Origin of the sequence: Novosphingobium sp. Chol11 (assembly GCF_945870625.1) — a bacterium.
Taxonomy (GTDB): domain Bacteria; phylum Pseudomonadota; class Alphaproteobacteria; order Sphingomonadales; family Sphingomonadaceae; genus Novosphingobium.
Genome location: NZ_CAMBTS010000014.1, coordinates 17896 through 35313, shown reverse-complemented (window position 1 = coordinate 35313; position 17418 = coordinate 17896). Strand labels below are relative to the sequence as shown.

Sequence of the window (17418 nt, the reverse complement as noted above, 5' to 3'; positions counted from 1 at the left end):
GTGGGCTGCCGAAGACCGGGGAGGGCACCAACCGGCAGATCGATTGCTACCGGCGCAACGGCGCGTCGAGCCTCCCGCGCTCAGGGCGCTTTTGCCGGTTCGCTCGCAGGTTTGATCTGCATCAGTTTGACCGGGGCGGTCGTCCGCACGGCGCCGGGGTCGCGCACAGCGCGGGTGCCTGATGTCTGCGTGAGCGGCATGCCATCAAGGACGCGCATCAGCGGGGTCAGCAAAGGAATATCGCCGTGGCGGCGCACCTTGCGGAAATGCTTGAGCGGATCGTAGCGATCATCATCGGGCAGAAGCCACGATTGCTCCAGCGCGCCGGCCACGGCCATCACGCGCGCCTGCGCGATATAGGCAGAAGCAATCGCGTTGTTATAATTGCCCCGCGCGAGCAGCAGTTCGCGCGCCAGATCGAGCACGTCGAGCGTCGTGCGCAGCCCCGCGCGCTCTTGCAGCAACGCGCCATCGTAGGCTTTGCGGGCTGAATCGACCGCCGCCCCAAAGCGGTCGATCGAGGCGATCTGCGCCTTCCAGTCGTTCCAGCTTAAGGCCAGAGTGGCGCGGCTTTCGCGCACCGACGCATCAAGCAGCCGCCAGTCGGAATCATTCGCCGCCGCCGCTTCGCTGATGCGCGCGCGCAGCAGGCCGCTGCGAAACAAAGGCCCTGTGACCACGAACCGACCGCGAAAATCGGTCTGCCGCAGCCGATCTGTGTAAGGAGTGCGGCTGCCATAGCCGGCGGTGCTCTGAAAATCGACGCGGGGCAGCAGCTCGGCCTTGGCGGCAGCGAGGCTGGCACGCGAGACCTGTTCGCGGGCTTGCGCGGCCAGCACGATCGGGTTGTGCGCCAGCGAATAGACATAGGCGTCTTCGAGCGTATCCACCGGCAGCTGCAATGGATTGGGCGCTGCCAGCTGGCCGGGGGGCACCCCGACCATGCGCACGAAGGTGGCCTCGCTCGTCGCCGCATCGCGCTGCGCGATGTAGACTTGCGCGCGGCCCAGCTCGACGCGCGTCTCAACCTGCTGGACATCGGTCGACGTCACCTCGCGCACCGCCAGCCGGGCGCGGTTGTCCGAGAGTTCGCTTTCCAGCGTCGCCAGATTGTCCATCGCGATGGTTACGCTCGCGCGGTCACGAAGCACGCCGACGTAAGCTCCGATCGCATCGAGCATCGCCTGTTGCTCGGCCGAGCGAAGCGCCTGCCGCTGAAAACCAACTTGCGCCTGCGCCACGTCTTCCTGCGCGGCATTGCGGCCGAAGGTGAGCAGCGGCTGGGTGAGGATCGCCTGCGCGGTCGAGCTCCAGCCGCGGTTAATGAGATCCGTACCAAACAATTGATCGGCCTGGGTGCGTTGGTAGGAATAATCAGCCTGATAGGTGATCGAGGGGCCAAACGCGGCGCGCGCTTGCGGCACGCGGTAGTCCACGCTGCGCAACAGCGCGCGCTGCGACAGCAGCGAGGGTGAGGTCCAGTAAGCAAGGCGCAAGGCCTCCGCCAAACCACTGACCGGGGTGTTGCCGGTCGCCTGCGCGGCCACTTCAGGCGGGGTGCCCTCGGGCAGTTCGGGGCGAAGCCGAACGCCGCCTGCGGTTTCCTCCAAAGTCCGCGCGTCCTCCAATGCTCCGGGCATTTCGCCTGACGCCGCCGCATCCGGCGCGCCAGTTAGCTCCAGACCAGTCTGCTCCTTAATGGCATCGACCGAGCCTACGATGGGCGCGTTTTCCTGCGCCATAACAGGCCGGATTGCAGCCAGCGAAGTGGCCACCAGCAACAGGCATAAAGTGTTCGGGCGCATCGATTTTTCTGCTCAGTTGTCGCGGAATGAGCGGTTGAACTGATCGCTTATCGGCTTGATGGCATAGGACAGCAGCGAGCGGCTGCCGGTTTCGATGTAGACCTCGGCCGGCATACCGCTACGCAGCGCCAGATCGGCCTTCCGCACAGCGGCCTGATCCACTTCGACACGGGCCATGTAGAACGATTGCCGCAGTTCCGGATTCTCGCTGCGGTCTGATGCCACATAGACCACTTTGCCCGGAATTTCCGGCGATGTTGAGCGGTTGAACGCCGAGAAGCGCACCCGCGCCTGCTGGCCGCGGCGCACCTGATCGATGTCTTCCGGGCTAACCATGGCTTCCACGATCATGCCATCCTGATCGGGCACGATTTCCATGATCGTCTCGGCCGGGCGGATCACATCGCCGATCGCGGCAAAGGCGATCTTCTCAATAGTGCCCGAATAGGGCGCGCGGATTTCGCTGCGGCCTTGCTGGTCGGAAGCAGCGACGCTGCGCAACTGCTGCTGGTTAAGCGCGGTGTTGACTTGCGCCAGATCGTTGCCGGCTTGAAGCCGCCGGGTTTGGGTGAGCTGGATCGATTGTTCCTGCGCCTCAGTGATCTTGGCGCGCGCCTGCGCAATCTGCGCCGTGAGCGAGCCAACGCTGCCCTCCATATCGACCGCCGTGCGCTCCAGCTGGTTGAGCCGGTTGATCGTCACCAGCTGCTTGTCCCACAGTTCCTTGACGCCTTGCCGTTCGGGCTCGATCAAGCGGCGCTGTTCCTTGATTGCGGCCATCTGTGCTTCGATGCCGCGAATTTCCTCGTTGTACTGCTTGATGCGCGCCGCCAGCTGCGCGCGCAGTTCACGTTCTTCGGACTGGCGCATGCTGAACATGTGCACTTCGTCGGCAATCGCCTTGCGCGCGCTGGGGTTGGCGCTTCCGGTCAGCTCGGCGGGCCAGTTGATCGTGCCCAGCCCCATCCGCTCGGATTCGAGCCGCGCGCGCTGCGCCATCAGTTGCTCGACGCTGAGGTTGGAAAAGGTCTTGTCCGCGCCGGTGACGTTATCATCGAGCCGCATCAGCAATTGGCCTTGGCGGACGTGCTGGCCATTTTTCACGAAGATCTGCGCGATCACGCCGCCGGTGGGATGCGCGATACGCTTTACCCGCCCTTCCACGCCGACCGACCCGCCGCCGATCACCGCGCCGCCAATCGGCACGACCGCCGCCAGCAAGAGCAAGACAAGCAGCAGGCCGCCCACCGTATTCAGCAGGCGCTGCAACAGCAGCGGGGCCTTGGCCTTGTCGCCGCCTTCTTCGGCCAGCACGGGCAGAAGCTGCCGCGCGGGGTCGGTGAATTTTACCGGCATGTTCATCAAACGGCCCCTCGCGCTTTGACGGCAGCGGTTTCGCCGGCCACGCGGGCCGGTTCGGCCTGTTCCTGCAAGCGCTGCATCACTTCGTCGCGCGGTCCAAAATCGGTCAGGCGGCCTGCGTTGATGACCGCCAGATGGGTTGCCGGACCCAATGTGGCGGGGCGGTGCGTAATCATGATGACAATGCCGCATCGCAGGCGAACTCCGGCAATTGCCGCGGCAAGGGCTGTGTCGCCAGCGGCATCAAGGTTGGAATTTGCCTCGTCGAGCACCAGCAGGAAAGGATCGCCATAAAGCGCGCGCGCCAGCCCGATGCGCTGGCGCTGCCCGGCCGAAAGCTCGACCGCGCCGGCCGAGACCATTGTTTCATACCCATCGGGCAGCGCGAGGATGACTTCGTGCATGCCTGCCGCGCGCGCCGCTGCGACAACCCCGTCCGAGGTGGCCTCGGGATCGAAGCGAGCGATGTTCTCGCCGATCGTGCCATCGACCAGATCGACCGTTTGCGGGACATAGCCGAAATAGCTGCCGAGCGTTTCGGGGCTCCACTGGTCCAAGGTTGCCCCGTCGATCCGCACTTCGCCGCGGGTGGGCGGCCAGATTCCGAGGATTGCGCGCACCAGCGTGGTCTTGCCCGCCGCGCTGGGGCCGATCACCGCCAGCACCTGACCCGGGGTGAGCGAGAACGACACGCCGGATAGCGTGAAGCGCTGCGTTCCGGGCGGCGCCACCCAGATATCGCGCAGGGCAAGCTCTTGCGCAGGCCGCGCCAGCGCGATCTGACGTTCGGCTGGCTTGCGGAAGGTGGCGATGCCTTGGACCAGCCGGGCCCAGCCGCTGCGCGCGGCGACCAGACCCTTCCAGTTGGCAATGGCCATGTCGACCGGCGCGAGCGCGCGGCCCGACAGCACCGAGGACGCGAGAATGACACCGCCGCTGGCCTGGCCATCGATCACCAACAGCGCGCCGACCGACAGGATCAGCGATTGGAGCAGCATGCGAAACGTGCGGCTGGCGCCGCCGAGCCGCGAAACGGTGCGCGAGAGATAGGATTGCGCTTCGATGAAGCTGTTTTCCCAAGCCGAAGTGCGCGCGACGAGCCGCTCCTGCATGCCCATCGCCAGCGCCGATTCGGCAAAGCGGATTTCGGACAGCGCGGCAGCCGAGCGCCGCCCGGTGATGTTGGCCAGTTCGCGCGAGCCGGTTTGCGTGCGCCGGTTGGACCATAGCGCAAGGCCGGCAATGATGATCACGCCGATCAGCGCGGTGAGCCCGAGCGCCCAGTGCAGGATGGTCAACACGATCAGAAACGCGATCACCCACGGCAGATCGATCAGCGCAACCGGGCCCTGCCCGGCGAGGAACGAATGGACAGAGTCGAGATCGCGGGTGAACTGCAGACCGTCGCCCTTGTCTCCAGCGGTGCGCAACGGGCGGGTGACTGTTGCATAATGCACCGCCTCGAACAGGTCGTCGTGCACCCCATTGGCAATGCCGAGCAGAGCTTCGGCGCGGATGGCCTCAAAAATCGACTGGAATATGTAGATCAGGATCAGCATGCCGAACAGGCTGATCAGCGTGGGCACGCTGCGGCTGGGCAGGACCGAATCGTAGACCAGCAGCATGTAGGCCGAACCGGCAAAGACCAGCACGTTGAGCATGACGCTGGCGATCGCGACGAGGATCAGACCGCTGCGATAACGCTGCACAAACAGACTTAGAAATTGACGGTCCACGCTTTGCGATTCCTTGCCACGCGATGTCGGCTAAACTCTTAATTTCGGCTAACCGATAGGGCCTTAACCAGCAAGCGCGATTGCATGCGGAAGACCCCCAGAAGGCAGGCTGACGAAGCGCGTTAGACGGGGATTGTGACAATTGTCCGCGCATCGGGTGATTGTGGGTTTGCAAGCGCGAATGGGCGCGGACGGGCCAGCCGCAAGGCATCGGCCATCTCGATCACAGCGGCGATGGCTTTCGCCTCGCCGGGTGCCAGTCCTTCGAAATCTGGAACGAAAGCGCGGCACGCCTGGATCAGATTTCCCGGGCTGCGCTCCAGCTCAGATCGGTATTGATCGAGCGTCTCGCAGCCATCGATCTGCGCCCAGGCGATCCCGCCGGGGCCTGGCCGCTCATGAAAGGACCACAGCGCGGCAATCGCGCGCTCCACCGCCATGCGGGCCTGACGCCCGATCGCGTCGCCCGAGGCGCGCGCTTTCAGGTTCTGGCGATATCGTTGTTGCCGCTCGGCGTTGCTCAGGGCCATGACATAAAGCTTTAGCCGCCGCTGCCGCGCGCGCAATCCGCTAAGCCCTTGTTACGTAACCATCCTTATCGCGAGCGTGGCCAGCGCGGTGCGATTGGCGATGCCCAGCTTGGCGTAGATCGTATGGAGGTAGACTTTGACCGTGCCTTCGCCGATGCCCAGTTGCGCGGCGATATCGCGGTTCTTCAGGCCCTGCGCGACCAAGCCGGCAATGCTTTGTTCGCGCGAGGTGAGCTGCTCCAAGGAGTTGGCCGCTTCCGGTTGCTGCGCAAGAACGCGCGCACGCTCAAGCAGGGCTGCAGGAATGGCCCTCTGCCCGCTACTCGTGTGCTCCAGCGCGGCTAGCAATTCGGGCGCTTCGCTGCTCTTGCTAACGAACCCTTGGATCCCGACGCGCATCATCACCCGCAACTGGTGATCGGTGATGGTGTCTGCCAGCATCACCACCGTGCGCTGATCCCTTGCGGCGCGCAGTGTTTGCAAGACCTCAATCCCGCTCATGCCCGGCAACTCGTTGCACAGCAGCGCAATCACCGGATCATGGCTTTCGATCGCATCGAGCGCTTCCGCGCCATTGGCGCACGCCGCCACGATGCGGAACCGGGTGCCGACAAGCACGGCTTCGATCCCGGCGCGGATGAGCGCATGTGCGTCTGCCACAACTACCGAGATCATGCTGTCATCCTTGAACCGCGCTCCGCTTGCCCGCAGGGGGCCGCCAAGCGCCTGCGCACCTCGGCTCCTCTCGGTGGGGCGGTGGCGGCTTGTGCCATTCTCAGCCGTTTGGTTGGCAAAGTGCCCCAAAATTCACCTGCAATACTACCAGGATTGAGGTGTGGTTTTTGCCCATGTAAATAGTTAACCGTTTACGTTTACTTTCCCTTGCGATGCAGCATGAAATCAATCACATTGAAAATGGATCAAATTCAACGCGGGGGCGCGTCGAAGGATATGCTTGTAACGGTCGGAAATTCAAGTGGAATGGGGCTCTTGAACGAGAAGCACCGGGGCTTCATCACAAGCGGCGCGCTGGGGCCGCGTGAGTCGGGCGTAGCGGATCAGAATGCTCCGGCCGCCGAGTTAACCGATAAGCAGCGGCAGGTGCTCGACCTGCTCATCCAGCACAAGACGTCGAAAGAAATCTCGCGGGCGCTGGGGATATCCCCGCACACCGTCGACCAGCGCATCATGCTGTCGCGGGCCAAACTCGGCGTTTCCACGCGCAGCGAAGTGGCGCAGGCCTATCGCCGCCTGATCGACGCCGAAGCCCCGCGCGAGGCCGCCCTCTCGGCAGAACCCGCCCAGCCTGCAACTGCCGCCAACCCGCCAGTTGCCGCCCAGCCGCTATACGAACAATCCGTATATGGCTTTTCCCATGTTGCTTCCCCGGCATTTCCCCTCCACCACAGCAATCAGGACGGGCTGGTGGCGATCTCGCTGAATTTGCCCTTTGCCGACACGGGGCTGCCAACTGCAGCAACGTCAGGCGAGGGTTCCGCAGCTGGTACCACCATGTTCTTCCGGAGGGGTTTGATGGTCCATACGGAACGGTGCTGCGGCTCGGGGCAATTTCCCTGATCACAGTGTTCCTGATGCTGATTCTCATGGGCGGCTTGGCGATGTTTGCGCAGTTAACGCAGATTTTCGATCGCTGACTGTCCTGTGAAATCCGGTTCGCTCGTTGAGCGCGCTGACCGTTCGAACTTCTCCTGACCAGCAAACACGCGCGGCGCCCAATCCGGGTCCCGCAGGGGGAAGATACATGACCAATCGGATCGATACACTTACGTTTACTGCAGTGCAGGCCGGAATGCAGCCCTCGGCAATGTCGTTCGACGTGGCCCAGCTTCGCGTCACGCGCGATTTGCACAAAGCAGAAGCAGCGTTGGATGAAGCGTTGCTGAGCCAGGCGCAGTTGCTGATGACCATGGTCGGTGCGCGGCGCGATGGCGGCTTTGAGCCGTTTGTCGGGCAGGATGCGCTGATGCGTCTGCTCAAGAGCCAGCAATCGATGGTTGATGCCGGCGGCGAGCTTGCCCGGGTGCATGGGCGGCTGCGCACCATCGCGACAGAAACCAACGGCGGTGTCGACGGCTGCCCGGTGCGGGCCGAGATCGAAGCCGAAGTGACTACGCCTATCGCAAACGCAGCATGATGCTTGCCATTTCGCCCGTAAAGGGTCTGTGATGCGCCATGAGCTGGATAGTGATTCTGCGAGTCTGGCTTTTCGCCACCATGTTTTTCGCGGCCCGCAAGGGAGACGAGCCCGAAAGACTGGTGGCGACGGTGCTCATGGCAACGTTCGTGCTCGATCTGGCCAACCATGCCCTGTTCGACGATCCTGCTTGGTATGTGGTCAATCCGGGCCATCTGGTGATCGACTTGTGGGCCTTTGGCAGCTTGCTGTGAATTGCGCTTCAGGCCAATCGCGGATGGACGCTGTGGGTTTCGGCCTCGCAAGTGCTTGTCGTGCTGGGGCACTTTGCCAAGCTCATGGACGTTACCATGGCGCGGCGAGCCTACTACGCGATGACCCAGATTCCCTTCGCGTTCCAGCTGGCCATTCTCGCGGTGGGAACATTGGCGCATGTCTATCGCCAGCGGCGCATTGGCCGTTACCAATCATGGCGGCCGGCCTAACGTCAGGTGAACCCATGAACAGTTTGAAGGGGCTTTCCCGATGATCACCCAAAGCTCTGCCCAAGCGCCGCGCAAAGGTCGTGCGGGCAAACGGGTCCGGATATTGCGCGCGGTTGGGCCGGACGACCAGTTTGGAGCGGCGGCCCCGGCCGATGCAGACGCTGCGGATTGCCGCCATGCCGCCGCCGCCGCCGAACTGGCGCTGGCCCGCCAGACTTACGCGCTGCGCTGCCGTCGCCACCGCTTTCTATCGGCCGACCTGTTTGGCGAACCGACGTGGGACATCCTGCTCGATCTGTTTATCGCTGCGCATGAAGGCCGCCGCGTGCCGACGACCAGCGCCTGCATCGGCGCCCATGTGCCGCCCACGACCGCGCTGCGCTGGCTGCGCATTCTGGAGGCGCGCGGGCTGGTCGAACGCGAAGAGGATGGCCGCGATGGCCGGCGCACCTTCGTCAAGCTCAGCAGGCGCGGACTAGTCGCGATGACAGGCTTCATGCAGGCGTCGCTGGCGTCGCTGCAACTGGCGGTGCCGGAACTGCGCGGCGCACAGCAAGAGGGATTTGCTCTCGCCGCAGAATGAGGGCCGCCAATGGTTTGCTCATGGAGGGGAGGGGGCACGCGACCTTGCCCGGAGCGCGCGATCCGAGCTGCGCGCCGTTAGCACCTTGTGCCGCTATCCCTTTCTGGAGTGATCATCTTCTGCGGTAGGTCTGGCATTTCCGGCGGTTTTTGCGCGCGATCTCGTGGCCGGCCACGCCGCCCGCGACGCCGCTGATCACCGTGCCGGCAGCGCCGCCCAACAGCAGCTTGCCCAGCACTGCGCCGCCAACGGTGCCGATCACCGCGCCTTCGGTCTTGGTCAGGCGCTTGCAATCGCGCGCCTCGCCGGGCGTTGCGCCGAGCATGGCAAATGCGGTGGCGGAGGCGATGACGATCTTGTTCAATGGCATGTTTAAATGCATGTTTAAGGCCCTTCGCATTCGGGTTTGGCGCGGTTCAGGTGTGCCATGGTCTGTCCGCTGCGCAAAGCCGGTTGGTCTTCATGCGCGCACGCCCGGTCGTTTTTTGCTGCGATTTCAGCGCGCGGCGCGGCGCGCGCGGTGAGCGCTTGACCGTAGGCGCGAATGCTCCTAATGGCGCGCTTCACCGGAGAAGGGCCTCGGCCCCTCCCGGAGCATTAGAGCTGAACATTGCCGGTGCGCGTGCAGGGCCTCAATAGGCGGAGTTTTCCGTTTTTTGCTGCCTTTCAGGATCATAAGCGGACGTCCGACAACCGGATATCCGAATCGGGTCTGCGAACATGCGCTGCAAATCGTCAAAGTAACCCGGTCCTTCAGGTTCCGGGTGGAGCGTTTTCAGTTCGCACAGCGTTTCGCCAGTCTGCCTCGGGGCAGCATGGCGGGAGGTCCGCTCATTTGCGCGGACCAGCCCATTGTGCGGATGACAAAGCCCTTCACCATGATCCGGCAGTGCCACCATCCAAGGTGAAGTTTTTTCATGCCCACGATTAACCAACTGGTCCGCAAGGGCCGTGAGCCGCAGAAGGTCAAGTCCAAGGTTCCTGCCATGGAGCAGAACCCGCAGAAGCGCGGCGTTTGCACGCGCGTCTACACCACGACCCCGAAGAAGCCGAACTCGGCGCTGCGCAAGGTTGCCAAGATCCGCCTGACCAACCAGCGCGAAGTGATCTCCTACATCCCGGGCGAAGGCCACAACCTGCAGGAGCACTCGGTGGTGCTGATCCGCGGCGGGCGTGTGCGCGATCTTCCCGGCGTGCGCTATCATGTGCTGCGCGGCGTGCTCGACACACAGGGCGTGAAGAACCGCAAGAAGAGCCGCTCGAAGTACGGCGCCAAGCGTCCCAAATGATCCGCCTGTGGCGGATCGCCTGAGGCGCGCCCGGATCGCCGGGTAGCATAAGCTTCAAGTGGAACGCCTCGCTGATAAGCCCGGTTGCCATTAATCCCCGCCAGACAGAAGGGCAGGGGCAAGGGCCGGGAAAGTGAGAAGGAATTCAAGATGTCACGTCGTCGTCGCCCCGAAAAGCGCATCATCCTGCCCGATCCCAAGTTTGGCGATCAGACTTTGTCGAAGTTCATGAACAACCTGATGCTCGACGGCAAGAAGTCGATCGCAGAAGGCATTGTCTATGGCGCGATGGAAGCCATGCAGACCCGCTCGAAGGCGGATCCGCTCCAGCTGTTTCACGACGCACTCAACAATGTGCGCCCGCAGATCGAAGTGCGCTCGCGCCGTGTCGGCGGTGCGACGTATCAGGTGCCTGTCGAAGTGCGCAGCGAACGCGCCCAGGCGCTGGCGATCCGTTGGCTGATTACCGCCGCGCGCAACCGCAGCGAGACAACGATGGCCGCGCGTCTTTCGGGCGAATTGCTCGATGCCGCCAACAATCGCGGCAACGCGGTCAAAAAGCGGGAAGATACGCACCGCATGGCCGATGCCAACCGTGCGTTTAGCCACTATCGTTGGTAAATTGGCGTTGGCAGGCCTCTAGCTCTGCTCTAGGGGCCGTCTTTAAACGGTCACGCAACTAACCATATGGGGCGGGTCTGAAAACCTCGGTCGCGTTGACCGGGAATGCAGGTCCCTCCGAACCCAAGGAACTTCCCATGGCACGTAGCCATCCGCTCTCGATGTACCGCAATATCGGCATCATGGCGCATATCGACGCTGGCAAGACCACGACGACCGAGCGCATCCTGTTCTACACAGGCAAGTCGTACAAGATCGGCGAAGTGCACGATGGCGCCGCGACGATGGACTGGATGGAGCAGGAGCAGGAACGCGGGATCACGATCACCTCGGCCGCGACGACCTGCTTCTGGGGCGATTACCGCATCAACATCATCGACACCCCGGGGCACGTCGACTTCACCATCGAAGTCGAGCGTTCGCTGCGCGTGCTCGATGGCGCGGTGGCATGCTTTGACGGCGTGGCCGGCGTCGAGCCACAATCGGAAACCGTGTGGCGCCAGGCTGACAAGTACGGCGTGCCGCGCATGTGCTTCATCAACAAGCTCGATCGCACCGGCGCAAACTTCAAGTACTGCGTGCAGTCGATCATCGACCGTCTCGGCGCCAAGCCTGCGGTGCTCTACATTCCGATCGGGATCGAGGCCGAACTCAAGGGGCTGGTCGATTTGGTCAACAACCGCGCGATCATCTGGAAGGACGAATCGCTCGGCGCGGACTTCTTCTTCGAGGAAATCCCGGCTGATCTGGCCGACGAAGCCGCGATTTACCGCTCAGAGCTCATCGAGCTGGTCATCGACCAGGACGACGCCGCCATGGAAGCCTATCTTGAGGGCAACGAGCCCGACGTGGCGACATTGAAGGCCTGCATCCGCAAAGGCACGCTGAACCACTCGTTCGTGCCTGTGGTCTGCGGCTCGGCGTTCAAGAACAAAGGCGTGCAGCCGCTGCTCGACGCCGTGGTCGATTATCTCCCTTCGCCGCTCGACATCGAGGACGTGCAGGGCGTGAAGATGGACAGCGACGAGAAGGACAGCCGTCCGCCCAAGGACGACGCGCCGTTCTCGGCGCTCGCGTTTAAGGTGATGAACGATCCGTTCGTGGGCACGCTTACCTTCATCCGCATCTATTCGGGCACGCTAACCAAAGGCACGTACCTGAATTCGGTCAAGGACCGGAAGGAAAAGGTCGGCCGCATTCTGGAAATGCATGCGAACGACCGCAAGGACATCGACGAAGCCTTCGCGGGCGACATCGTGGCGCTCGCGGGCATGAAGGAAACCACCACCGGCGACACGCTGTGCGCCGAGCGGTCGCCGATCGTGCTCGAACGCATGGAATTCCCCGAGCCCGTGATCGAGCTTTCGGTGGAGCCCAAGACCAAGGCCGATCAGGAAAAGATGGGCGTTGCGCTCAATCGCCTCTCGGCCGAGGATCCCTCGTTCCGCGTTTCGACCGACCATGAATCGGGCCAGACGATCATCAAGGGGATGGGCGAGCTTCACCTCGACATCATCGTCGATCGCATGCGCCGCGAATTCAAGGTCGAGGCCAATGTCGGCGCGCCGCAGGTGGCTTACCGCGAGTACCTCGCCAAGCCGGTGGACGTCGATTACACCCACAAGAAGCAGTCGGGCGGCACTGGCCAGTTTGGCCGCGTGAAGGTCAAGGTCACGCCGGGCGAGCGCGGCAGCGGCATTGTCTTCAAGGACGAGATCAAGGGCGGCAATATTCCCAAGGAATATATTCCCTCGATCGAAAAGGGTTTCCGCGAGACGGCGGCTTCGGGTTCGCTGGTCGGCTTCCCGATCATCGACTTCGAGATCGTGCTATATGACGGCGCTTACCACGACGTCGACTCTTCGGCGCTGGCGTTCGAAATTGCTGGGCGCGCCGCAATGCGCGAAGTGGCGCAGAAATCGGGCATCAAGCTGCTCGAGCCGATCATGAAGGTCGAAGTCGTCTCGCCCGAGGATTATCTGGGTGATGTCATCGGCGACATGAACAGCCGCCGCGGGCAGATCCAGGGCACCGACAGCCGTGGCAATGCCCAGGTCGTCGAGGCCATGGTGCCGCTGGCCAACATGTTTGGCTATGTTAACCAGCTGCGCTCGTTCACCCAGGGCCGGGCGAATTATTCGATGTTTTTCTCCCACTACGAAGAGGTTCCGGCAAACGTCGCGGCCGAGGTGAAGGAAAAGCTGGCCTAGGCGAGCGCCGGTTAAGGAGAAGCTTGCCTGATCGCAATGATCCGGCTAGTGGCGGCCCCTGCATTTCGAGCGGCGCTCAAAAAGGGCCGCCTCCAACAGCAATCAACAATTAGCGAAAAGAAGGTTTGAGCAATGGCTAAGGCGAAGTTTGAGCGGACCAAGCCGCACTGCAATATCGGCACCATCGGTCACGTTGACCATGGCAAGACCACGCTGACGGCGGCAATCACCAAGGTGCTTGCCGAGACCGGCGGCGCGACGTTCACCGATTATGCAAATATCGACAAGGCGCCGGAAGAGCGCGAGCGTGGCATCACGATCTCGACCGCCCACGTGGAATACGAGACCGCAAACCGTCACTACGCCCACGTCGATTGCCCGGGCCACGCCGACTATGTGAAGAACATGATCACCGGCGCGGCGCAGATGGACGGCGCGATCCTGGTGGTGAACTCGGCTGACGGCCCGATGCCGCAGACCCGCGAGCACATCCTGCTCGCCCGTCAAGTCGGCGTGCCTGCTCTGGTCGTCTACATGAATAAGGTCGATCAGGTCGACGACGAGGAAATCCTCGAGCTCGTCGAACTCGAAATGCGCGAACTGCTCAGCTCGTATGGCTTTGAAGGCGACGACATTCCTTTCGTGAAGGGTTCGGCGCTGGCCGCTCTCGAAGGTCGCGACGACAAGATCGGCAAGGAATCGATCTATGCGCTGATGAAGGCAGTCGACGAGTGGATCCCGCAGCCGCCGCGCCCGACCGACAAGCCGTTCCTGATGCCGGTAGAAGACGTGTTCTCGATCTCTGGTCGCGGCACCGTTGTGACTGGCCGCGTTGAGGCTGGTATCGTCAAGGTTGGTGAGGAAGTCGAGATCGTCGGCCTCAAGGACACGCAGAAGACCGTCGTCACCGGCGTGGAAATGTTCCGCAAGCTGCTCGATCAGGGTGAAGCCGGCGACAACATCGGCGCACTGGTGCGCGGCGTGAAGCGTGAAGACGTGGAACGCGGCCAAGTGCTCTGCAAGCCCGGTTCGGTCACGCCGCACACCGAGTTTTCGGCCGAAGTCTACGTGCTGTCGAAGGAAGAGGGTGGCCGCCACACGCCGTTCTTTGCCAACTACCGCCCGCAGTTCTATTTCCGCACCACCGACGTGACCGGCGAAGTGATCCTTCCTGAAGGCACCGAGATGGTCATGCCGGGCGACAACCTCAGCCTCTCGGTCAAACTGATCGCTCCGATCGCGATGGATCCGGGTCTGCGCTTCGCTATTCGCGAAGGTGGCCGCACCGTCGGTTCTGGGGTTGTCAGCACGATCACAAAGTAATATAGGCCGCGCTCCGGCGTGGGATGGTAGATTCGTTCTGGCCCCCCCCGCCGCTCGGTTTTATATTATGCTGTAGGTTGTTCGGATCAGTTGGCCCGCTTTTCCCCGCGCTTTGTCAGCAGGGTGCAGGTGAGAGGGCAGGGCGGCTGGTCTTTGTGTTTCGCTCTTTCGCATCGGTAAACGGACATGGACGCCCAGAATATCCGCATTCGCCTCAAGGCATTTGATCATCGTGTGCTTGATCAGGCCACTGGCGAGATCGCTGACACCGCCCGCCGCACGGGCGCGATGATCCGGGGCCCCATTCCGCTGCCGACGCATATCGAGAAGTTTTGCGTAAACCGCGGCCCGCACGTCGACAAGAAGTCGCGCGAGCAGTTCGAGGTCCGCACCTATAAGCGGCTGCTCGATATCGTGCAGCCCAACGCCGCCACTGTGGACGCGCTGATGAAGCTCGATCTCGCTGCTGGCGTGAACGTTGAGATCAAGCTGGCGTAAGCCAGCATCGTCCTGCGCGAAAGCGCGGGGCACAATAGTTTCCGCAAGGCCTTGGCCTGCGCTGACATTGGGATACCTCCGGCGCCGTCTCCGCTTTCGGGCGGAACACAGCCGGGCAAGCGTCCCCCGTTCGCTCCTGCCACAAGTGGGAGCATTTAGCCCGGACGGGGCTCGTTTCACACTACGGGCTGAACATGCCTTCAGGGATGGTCCCTGCAGGCCTCTGTGGGAGTAAAGGTCATGCGCACTGGCGTGATCGCTAAGAAAGTCGGGATGACCCGGCTGTTCCGGGACGATGGACGGCACGTGCCGGTAACCGTTCTGGCGCTTGAGAATTGCCAAGTGGTTTCGGTTCGCACCGAAGACCACGATGGTTATGTTGCAGTCCAGCTCGGATCGGGCCAGGCGAAGCAAAAGAACGTGGCCAAGCCGCAGCGCGAGCATTTCGCCAAGGCGGAAGTCGAGCTCAAGATGGAAGTCGCCGAGTTTCGCGTGTCGGAAGATGCGCTGCTCGAAGTCGGCTCCACGATTGCAGCATCGCACTTCGTATCTGGCCAGTATGTCGACATCACCGGCCCTACGCAGGGCAAAGGCTTTGCCGGCGGCATGAAGCGCTGGGGCTTCGGTGGTATGCGGGCGACGCACGGCGTTTCGATCTCGCATCGTGCGCTTGGTTCGACTGGCCAGCGCCAAGATCCGGGCCGCGTGTTCAAGAACAAGAAGATGGCCGGCCACATGGGCGACCGTCAGCGCACGCAGCAAAACCTTGAGGTTGTCCGCACTGACGACGAGCGCGGACTGATCTTCGTTAAGGGTTCGGTCCCCGGCAGCAAGAACGGCTGGCTGCTGGTTCGTGATGCGGTCAAGATCGATCGTCATGCCGAGGCACCCTATCCCGCCGGCCTCAAAGTGGCCGCCAATATCAACGATCCGGTGATGGCCGACACAGTGGTGGAAGACGCCGCCGTGATCGACGAGGCCGCAGTGATTGACGCCCCCGTCATCGACACTGCCGCCGATGGTCAGGCCGCCGATGGCCAGGAGGGCAACTCGTGAAAGTTCAAGTCCTCAACCTCGATGGATCGGCTGCGGGCGATCTGGAGCTTTCGGACGACGTGTTCGGCCTCGCGCCGCGCGCCGACATCCTTCACCGCGTTGTCACTTGGCAGCTTGAGAATCGGCGCGGCATCGCCCGCGGCGCTCGCGAGCGTTCGGATGTGGCGCGCACCGGCAAGAAGCTGGGCAACCAGAAGGGCGGCGGTACGGCTCGCCACGGCGACCGCGCAGCACCGATCTTCATCGGCGGCGGCAAGGCGCATGGTCCGCGCGTTCGCGCCTTCGACGTGTCGCTGAACAAGAAGATCCGCGCGCTCGGCCTCAAGATGGCGCTGTCGTCCAAAGTCGACAGCGGCCTCGTCGTAGTCGATACGCTGGACATGGCCGATGCCAAGACCAAGTCGTTGGTCGGCACGCTGGCGAAGCACAGCTTCGGCCGCAAGGTGCTGGTTGTTGATGGTGAAGCGGTGAACGAGGGCTTTGCTCTGGCCGCGCGCAACATCGTGGGGGTCAACGTTCTCCCCGCAATCGGCGCGAATGTCTATGACATCCTGAAGCATGATACGCTGGTGCTCACGCGCGCTGCGGTCGAAAAGCTGGAGGCGCGGTTCAATGGCTAAGGACAGCATCGATACGCGTCATTATGACGCCATCCTGGCACCCCACATCACCGAGAAATCGACTTTGCTCAGCGAGCACAACGCAGTTGTGTTCAAGGTGGCGGGCGGCGCGACCAAGCCTGAAATCAAGGCTGCGGTCGAGGCGCTGTTCGGCGTGAAGGTGACTGCGGTCAACACGCTGACGCAAAAGGGCAAGACCAAGCGCTGGAAGGGCAAGCCCTACCGTCGTTCGGACTTCAAGAAGGCCGTCGTGACGCTGGCTCCGGGCCAGTCCATCGACGTCACCAGCGGGATCTGAGGCGCATCATGGCACTCAAGAATTACAATCCGACCAGCCCCGCCCGGCGCGGCCTTATCCTCGTCGACAAATCGTCGCTGTGGAAGGGCAAGCCGGTTAAGGCGCTGACCGAAGGCAAGTCGAAGACCGGAGGCCGCAACAACAAGGGCCATGTGACCTCGCGCGGGATCGCGGGCGGTCACAAGCAGAAGTATCGCTTCATCGATTTCAAGCGCCGCAAGTGGGATTCTCCCGCTACGGTCGAGCGTCTGGAGTATGACCCCAACCGCACCGCGTTCATCGCGCTGGTGAAGTATGAGGACGGCGAGCAGACCTATATCCTCGCGCCGCAGCGGCTTGCCGTGGGCGACAGCGTGGTAGCTGGCGAGAAGACCGACGTGAAGCCGGGCAACGCGATGTTGCTCAGCCAGATGCCGGTCGGCACGATCATCCACAACGTGGAGATGAAGCCGGGCAAGGGCGGCCAGATTGCCCGCTCTGCTGGCACGTATGTGCAGCTCGTCGGCCGTGATCGCGGCATGGTGATCGTTCGCCTGAACTCGGGCGAGCAGCGTTATCTGCGCGGCGATTGCATGGGCACGGTTGGCGCGGTTTCAAACCCCGACAACTCGAACCAGAACCTGGCGAAGGCCGGTCGTGGTCGCTGGATGGGCAAGCGCCCGCTGACCCGCGGCGTTGCCAAGAACCCGGTCGATCACCCGCACGGCGGCGGCGAAGGCCGTACCTCGGGCGGCCGTCATCCGGTCACCCCGTGGGGCAAGCCTACCAAGGGCGCCCGTACCCGCAACAACAAGCAGACGGACAAATTGATCATCCGTTCGCGTCACGCGAAGAAGAAGAGGTAACA

General features: G+C 62.8%; 20 protein-coding genes. 14 read left to right on the top strand and 6 right to left on the bottom strand.

Going from position 1 to position 17418, the window contains the following annotated elements; all coding sequences use genetic code 11:
- Positions 1 to 80 precede the first annotated feature (80 nt).
- The 5 genes from Q0O40_RS04450 to Q0O40_RS04430 all read right to left on the bottom strand — a co-directional run bounded on the left by Q0O40_RS04450 (position 81) and on the right by Q0O40_RS04430 (position 6108).
- Positions 81 to 1805, bottom strand: a complete 1725-nt coding sequence (locus Q0O40_RS04450) for a TolC family outer membrane protein (protein ID WP_295526729.1) — start codon at positions 1803 to 1805, stop codon at positions 81 to 83.
- 12 nt (positions 1806 to 1817) lie between these two features.
- The gene (locus Q0O40_RS04445; protein WP_295526727.1) at positions 1818 to 3167 is read right to left on the bottom strand and encodes an HlyD family type I secretion periplasmic adaptor subunit; all 1350 of its coding nucleotides are present in this window, start codon (positions 3165 to 3167) and stop codon (positions 1818 to 1820) included.
- On the bottom strand, positions 3167 to 4903 hold the full coding sequence (locus tag Q0O40_RS04440) for a type I secretion system permease/ATPase (RefSeq protein ID WP_295526725.1): 1737 nt from the start codon (positions 4901 to 4903) through the stop codon (positions 3167 to 3169). The genes Q0O40_RS04445 and Q0O40_RS04440 overlap by 1 nt, the downstream gene beginning before the upstream one ends.
- 122 nt (positions 4904 to 5025) lie before the next feature.
- On the bottom strand, positions 5026 to 5433 hold the full coding sequence (locus tag Q0O40_RS04435) for a hypothetical protein (protein ID WP_295526723.1): 408 nt from the start codon (positions 5431 to 5433) through the stop codon (positions 5026 to 5028).
- 51 nt (positions 5434 to 5484) lie between these two features.
- On the bottom strand, positions 5485 to 6108 hold the full coding sequence (locus Q0O40_RS04430) for a response regulator transcription factor (protein ID WP_295526721.1): 624 nt from the start codon (positions 6106 to 6108) through the stop codon (positions 5485 to 5487).
- Positions 6109 to 6327: 219 nt separating this feature from the next.
- Here Q0O40_RS04430 and Q0O40_RS04425 point away from each other — a divergent pair, with 219 nt between their 5' ends.
- The 5 genes from Q0O40_RS04425 (at position 6328) to Q0O40_RS04405 (ending at position 8656) form a co-directional block, all read left to right on the top strand.
- A complete protein-coding gene (locus Q0O40_RS04425; protein WP_295526718.1) occupies positions 6328 to 7011 on the top strand; it encodes a helix-turn-helix transcriptional regulator in 684 nt (227 codons plus the stop codon).
- Positions 7012 to 7195: 184 nt separating this feature from the next.
- Positions 7196 to 7588, top strand: coding sequence for a hypothetical protein (locus Q0O40_RS04420; RefSeq protein ID WP_295526715.1), 393 nt, complete (start codon positions 7196 to 7198; stop codon positions 7586 to 7588).
- Between the two features lie 38 nt (positions 7589 to 7626).
- Positions 7627 to 7842, top strand: coding sequence for a hypothetical protein (locus tag Q0O40_RS04415; protein ID WP_295526712.1), 216 nt, complete (start codon positions 7627 to 7629; stop codon positions 7840 to 7842).
- Between the two features lie 96 nt (positions 7843 to 7938).
- A complete protein-coding gene (locus Q0O40_RS04410) occupies positions 7939 to 8073 on the top strand; it encodes a hypothetical protein (protein WP_295526710.1) in 135 nt (44 codons plus the stop codon).
- A 40-nt stretch (positions 8074 to 8113) separates the two neighbouring features.
- Entirely contained in the window at positions 8114 to 8656 is a 543-nt protein-coding gene (locus Q0O40_RS04405; protein WP_295526707.1) for a MarR family transcriptional regulator, read from the top strand.
- Positions 8657 to 8768: 112 nt separating this feature from the next.
- Here the strand turns inward: Q0O40_RS04405 and Q0O40_RS04400 are convergent, their stop codons facing one another.
- Positions 8769 to 9020 carry a glycine zipper 2TM domain-containing protein gene (locus tag Q0O40_RS04400; protein WP_295526705.1) on the bottom strand — a complete coding sequence of 84 codons (252 nt, stop codon included), beginning with the start codon at positions 9018 to 9020 and terminating at the stop codon, positions 8769 to 8771.
- A 553-nt stretch (positions 9021 to 9573) separates the two neighbouring features.
- Here Q0O40_RS04400 and rpsL point away from each other — a divergent pair.
- The 9 genes from rpsL to rplB all read left to right on the top strand — a co-directional run bounded on the left by rpsL (position 9574) and on the right by rplB (position 17416).
- Positions 9574 to 9945 carry a 30S ribosomal protein S12 gene (rpsL, locus tag Q0O40_RS04395; protein ID WP_295526703.1) on the top strand — a complete coding sequence of 124 codons (372 nt, stop codon included), beginning with the start codon at positions 9574 to 9576 and terminating at the stop codon, positions 9943 to 9945.
- Positions 9946 to 10095: 150 nt separating this feature from the next.
- On the top strand, positions 10096 to 10566 hold the full coding sequence (gene rpsG / locus Q0O40_RS04390) for a 30S ribosomal protein S7 (protein ID WP_295526701.1): 471 nt from the start codon (positions 10096 to 10098) through the stop codon (positions 10564 to 10566).
- A gap of 137 nt (positions 10567 to 10703) precedes the next feature.
- Positions 10704 to 12776: an elongation factor G gene (gene fusA / locus Q0O40_RS04385; protein WP_295526699.1), complete on the top strand. Its 2073-nt coding sequence runs from the start codon at positions 10704 to 10706 to the stop codon at positions 12774 to 12776.
- A 132-nt stretch (positions 12777 to 12908) separates the two neighbouring features.
- Positions 12909 to 14099 carry an elongation factor Tu gene (tuf, locus tag Q0O40_RS04380; RefSeq protein WP_295526696.1) on the top strand — a complete coding sequence of 397 codons (1191 nt, stop codon included), beginning with the start codon at positions 12909 to 12911 and terminating at the stop codon, positions 14097 to 14099.
- 186 nt (positions 14100 to 14285) lie between these two features.
- On the top strand, positions 14286 to 14597 hold the full coding sequence (rpsJ, locus tag Q0O40_RS04375; protein WP_295526694.1) for a 30S ribosomal protein S10: 312 nt from the start codon (positions 14286 to 14288) through the stop codon (positions 14595 to 14597).
- Positions 14598 to 14837: 240 nt separating this feature from the next.
- Positions 14838 to 15653, top strand: a complete 816-nt coding sequence (gene rplC, locus Q0O40_RS04370; protein ID WP_295526692.1) for a 50S ribosomal protein L3 — start codon at positions 14838 to 14840, stop codon at positions 15651 to 15653.
- The gene (rplD, locus tag Q0O40_RS04365; RefSeq protein ID WP_295526689.1) at positions 15650 to 16273 is read left to right on the top strand and encodes a 50S ribosomal protein L4; all 624 of its coding nucleotides are present in this window, start codon (positions 15650 to 15652) and stop codon (positions 16271 to 16273) included. The genes rplC and rplD overlap by 4 nt, the downstream gene beginning before the upstream one ends.
- Positions 16266 to 16571: a 50S ribosomal protein L23 gene (locus Q0O40_RS04360; protein WP_295526686.1), complete on the top strand. Its 306-nt coding sequence runs from the start codon at positions 16266 to 16268 to the stop codon at positions 16569 to 16571. The genes rplD and Q0O40_RS04360 overlap by 8 nt, the downstream gene beginning before the upstream one ends.
- A gap of 8 nt (positions 16572 to 16579) precedes the next feature.
- Positions 16580 to 17416, top strand: a complete 837-nt coding sequence (gene rplB, locus Q0O40_RS04355; RefSeq protein WP_295526683.1) for a 50S ribosomal protein L2 — start codon at positions 16580 to 16582, stop codon at positions 17414 to 17416.
- The last annotated feature ends 2 nt before the right edge of the window (positions 17417 to 17418 follow it).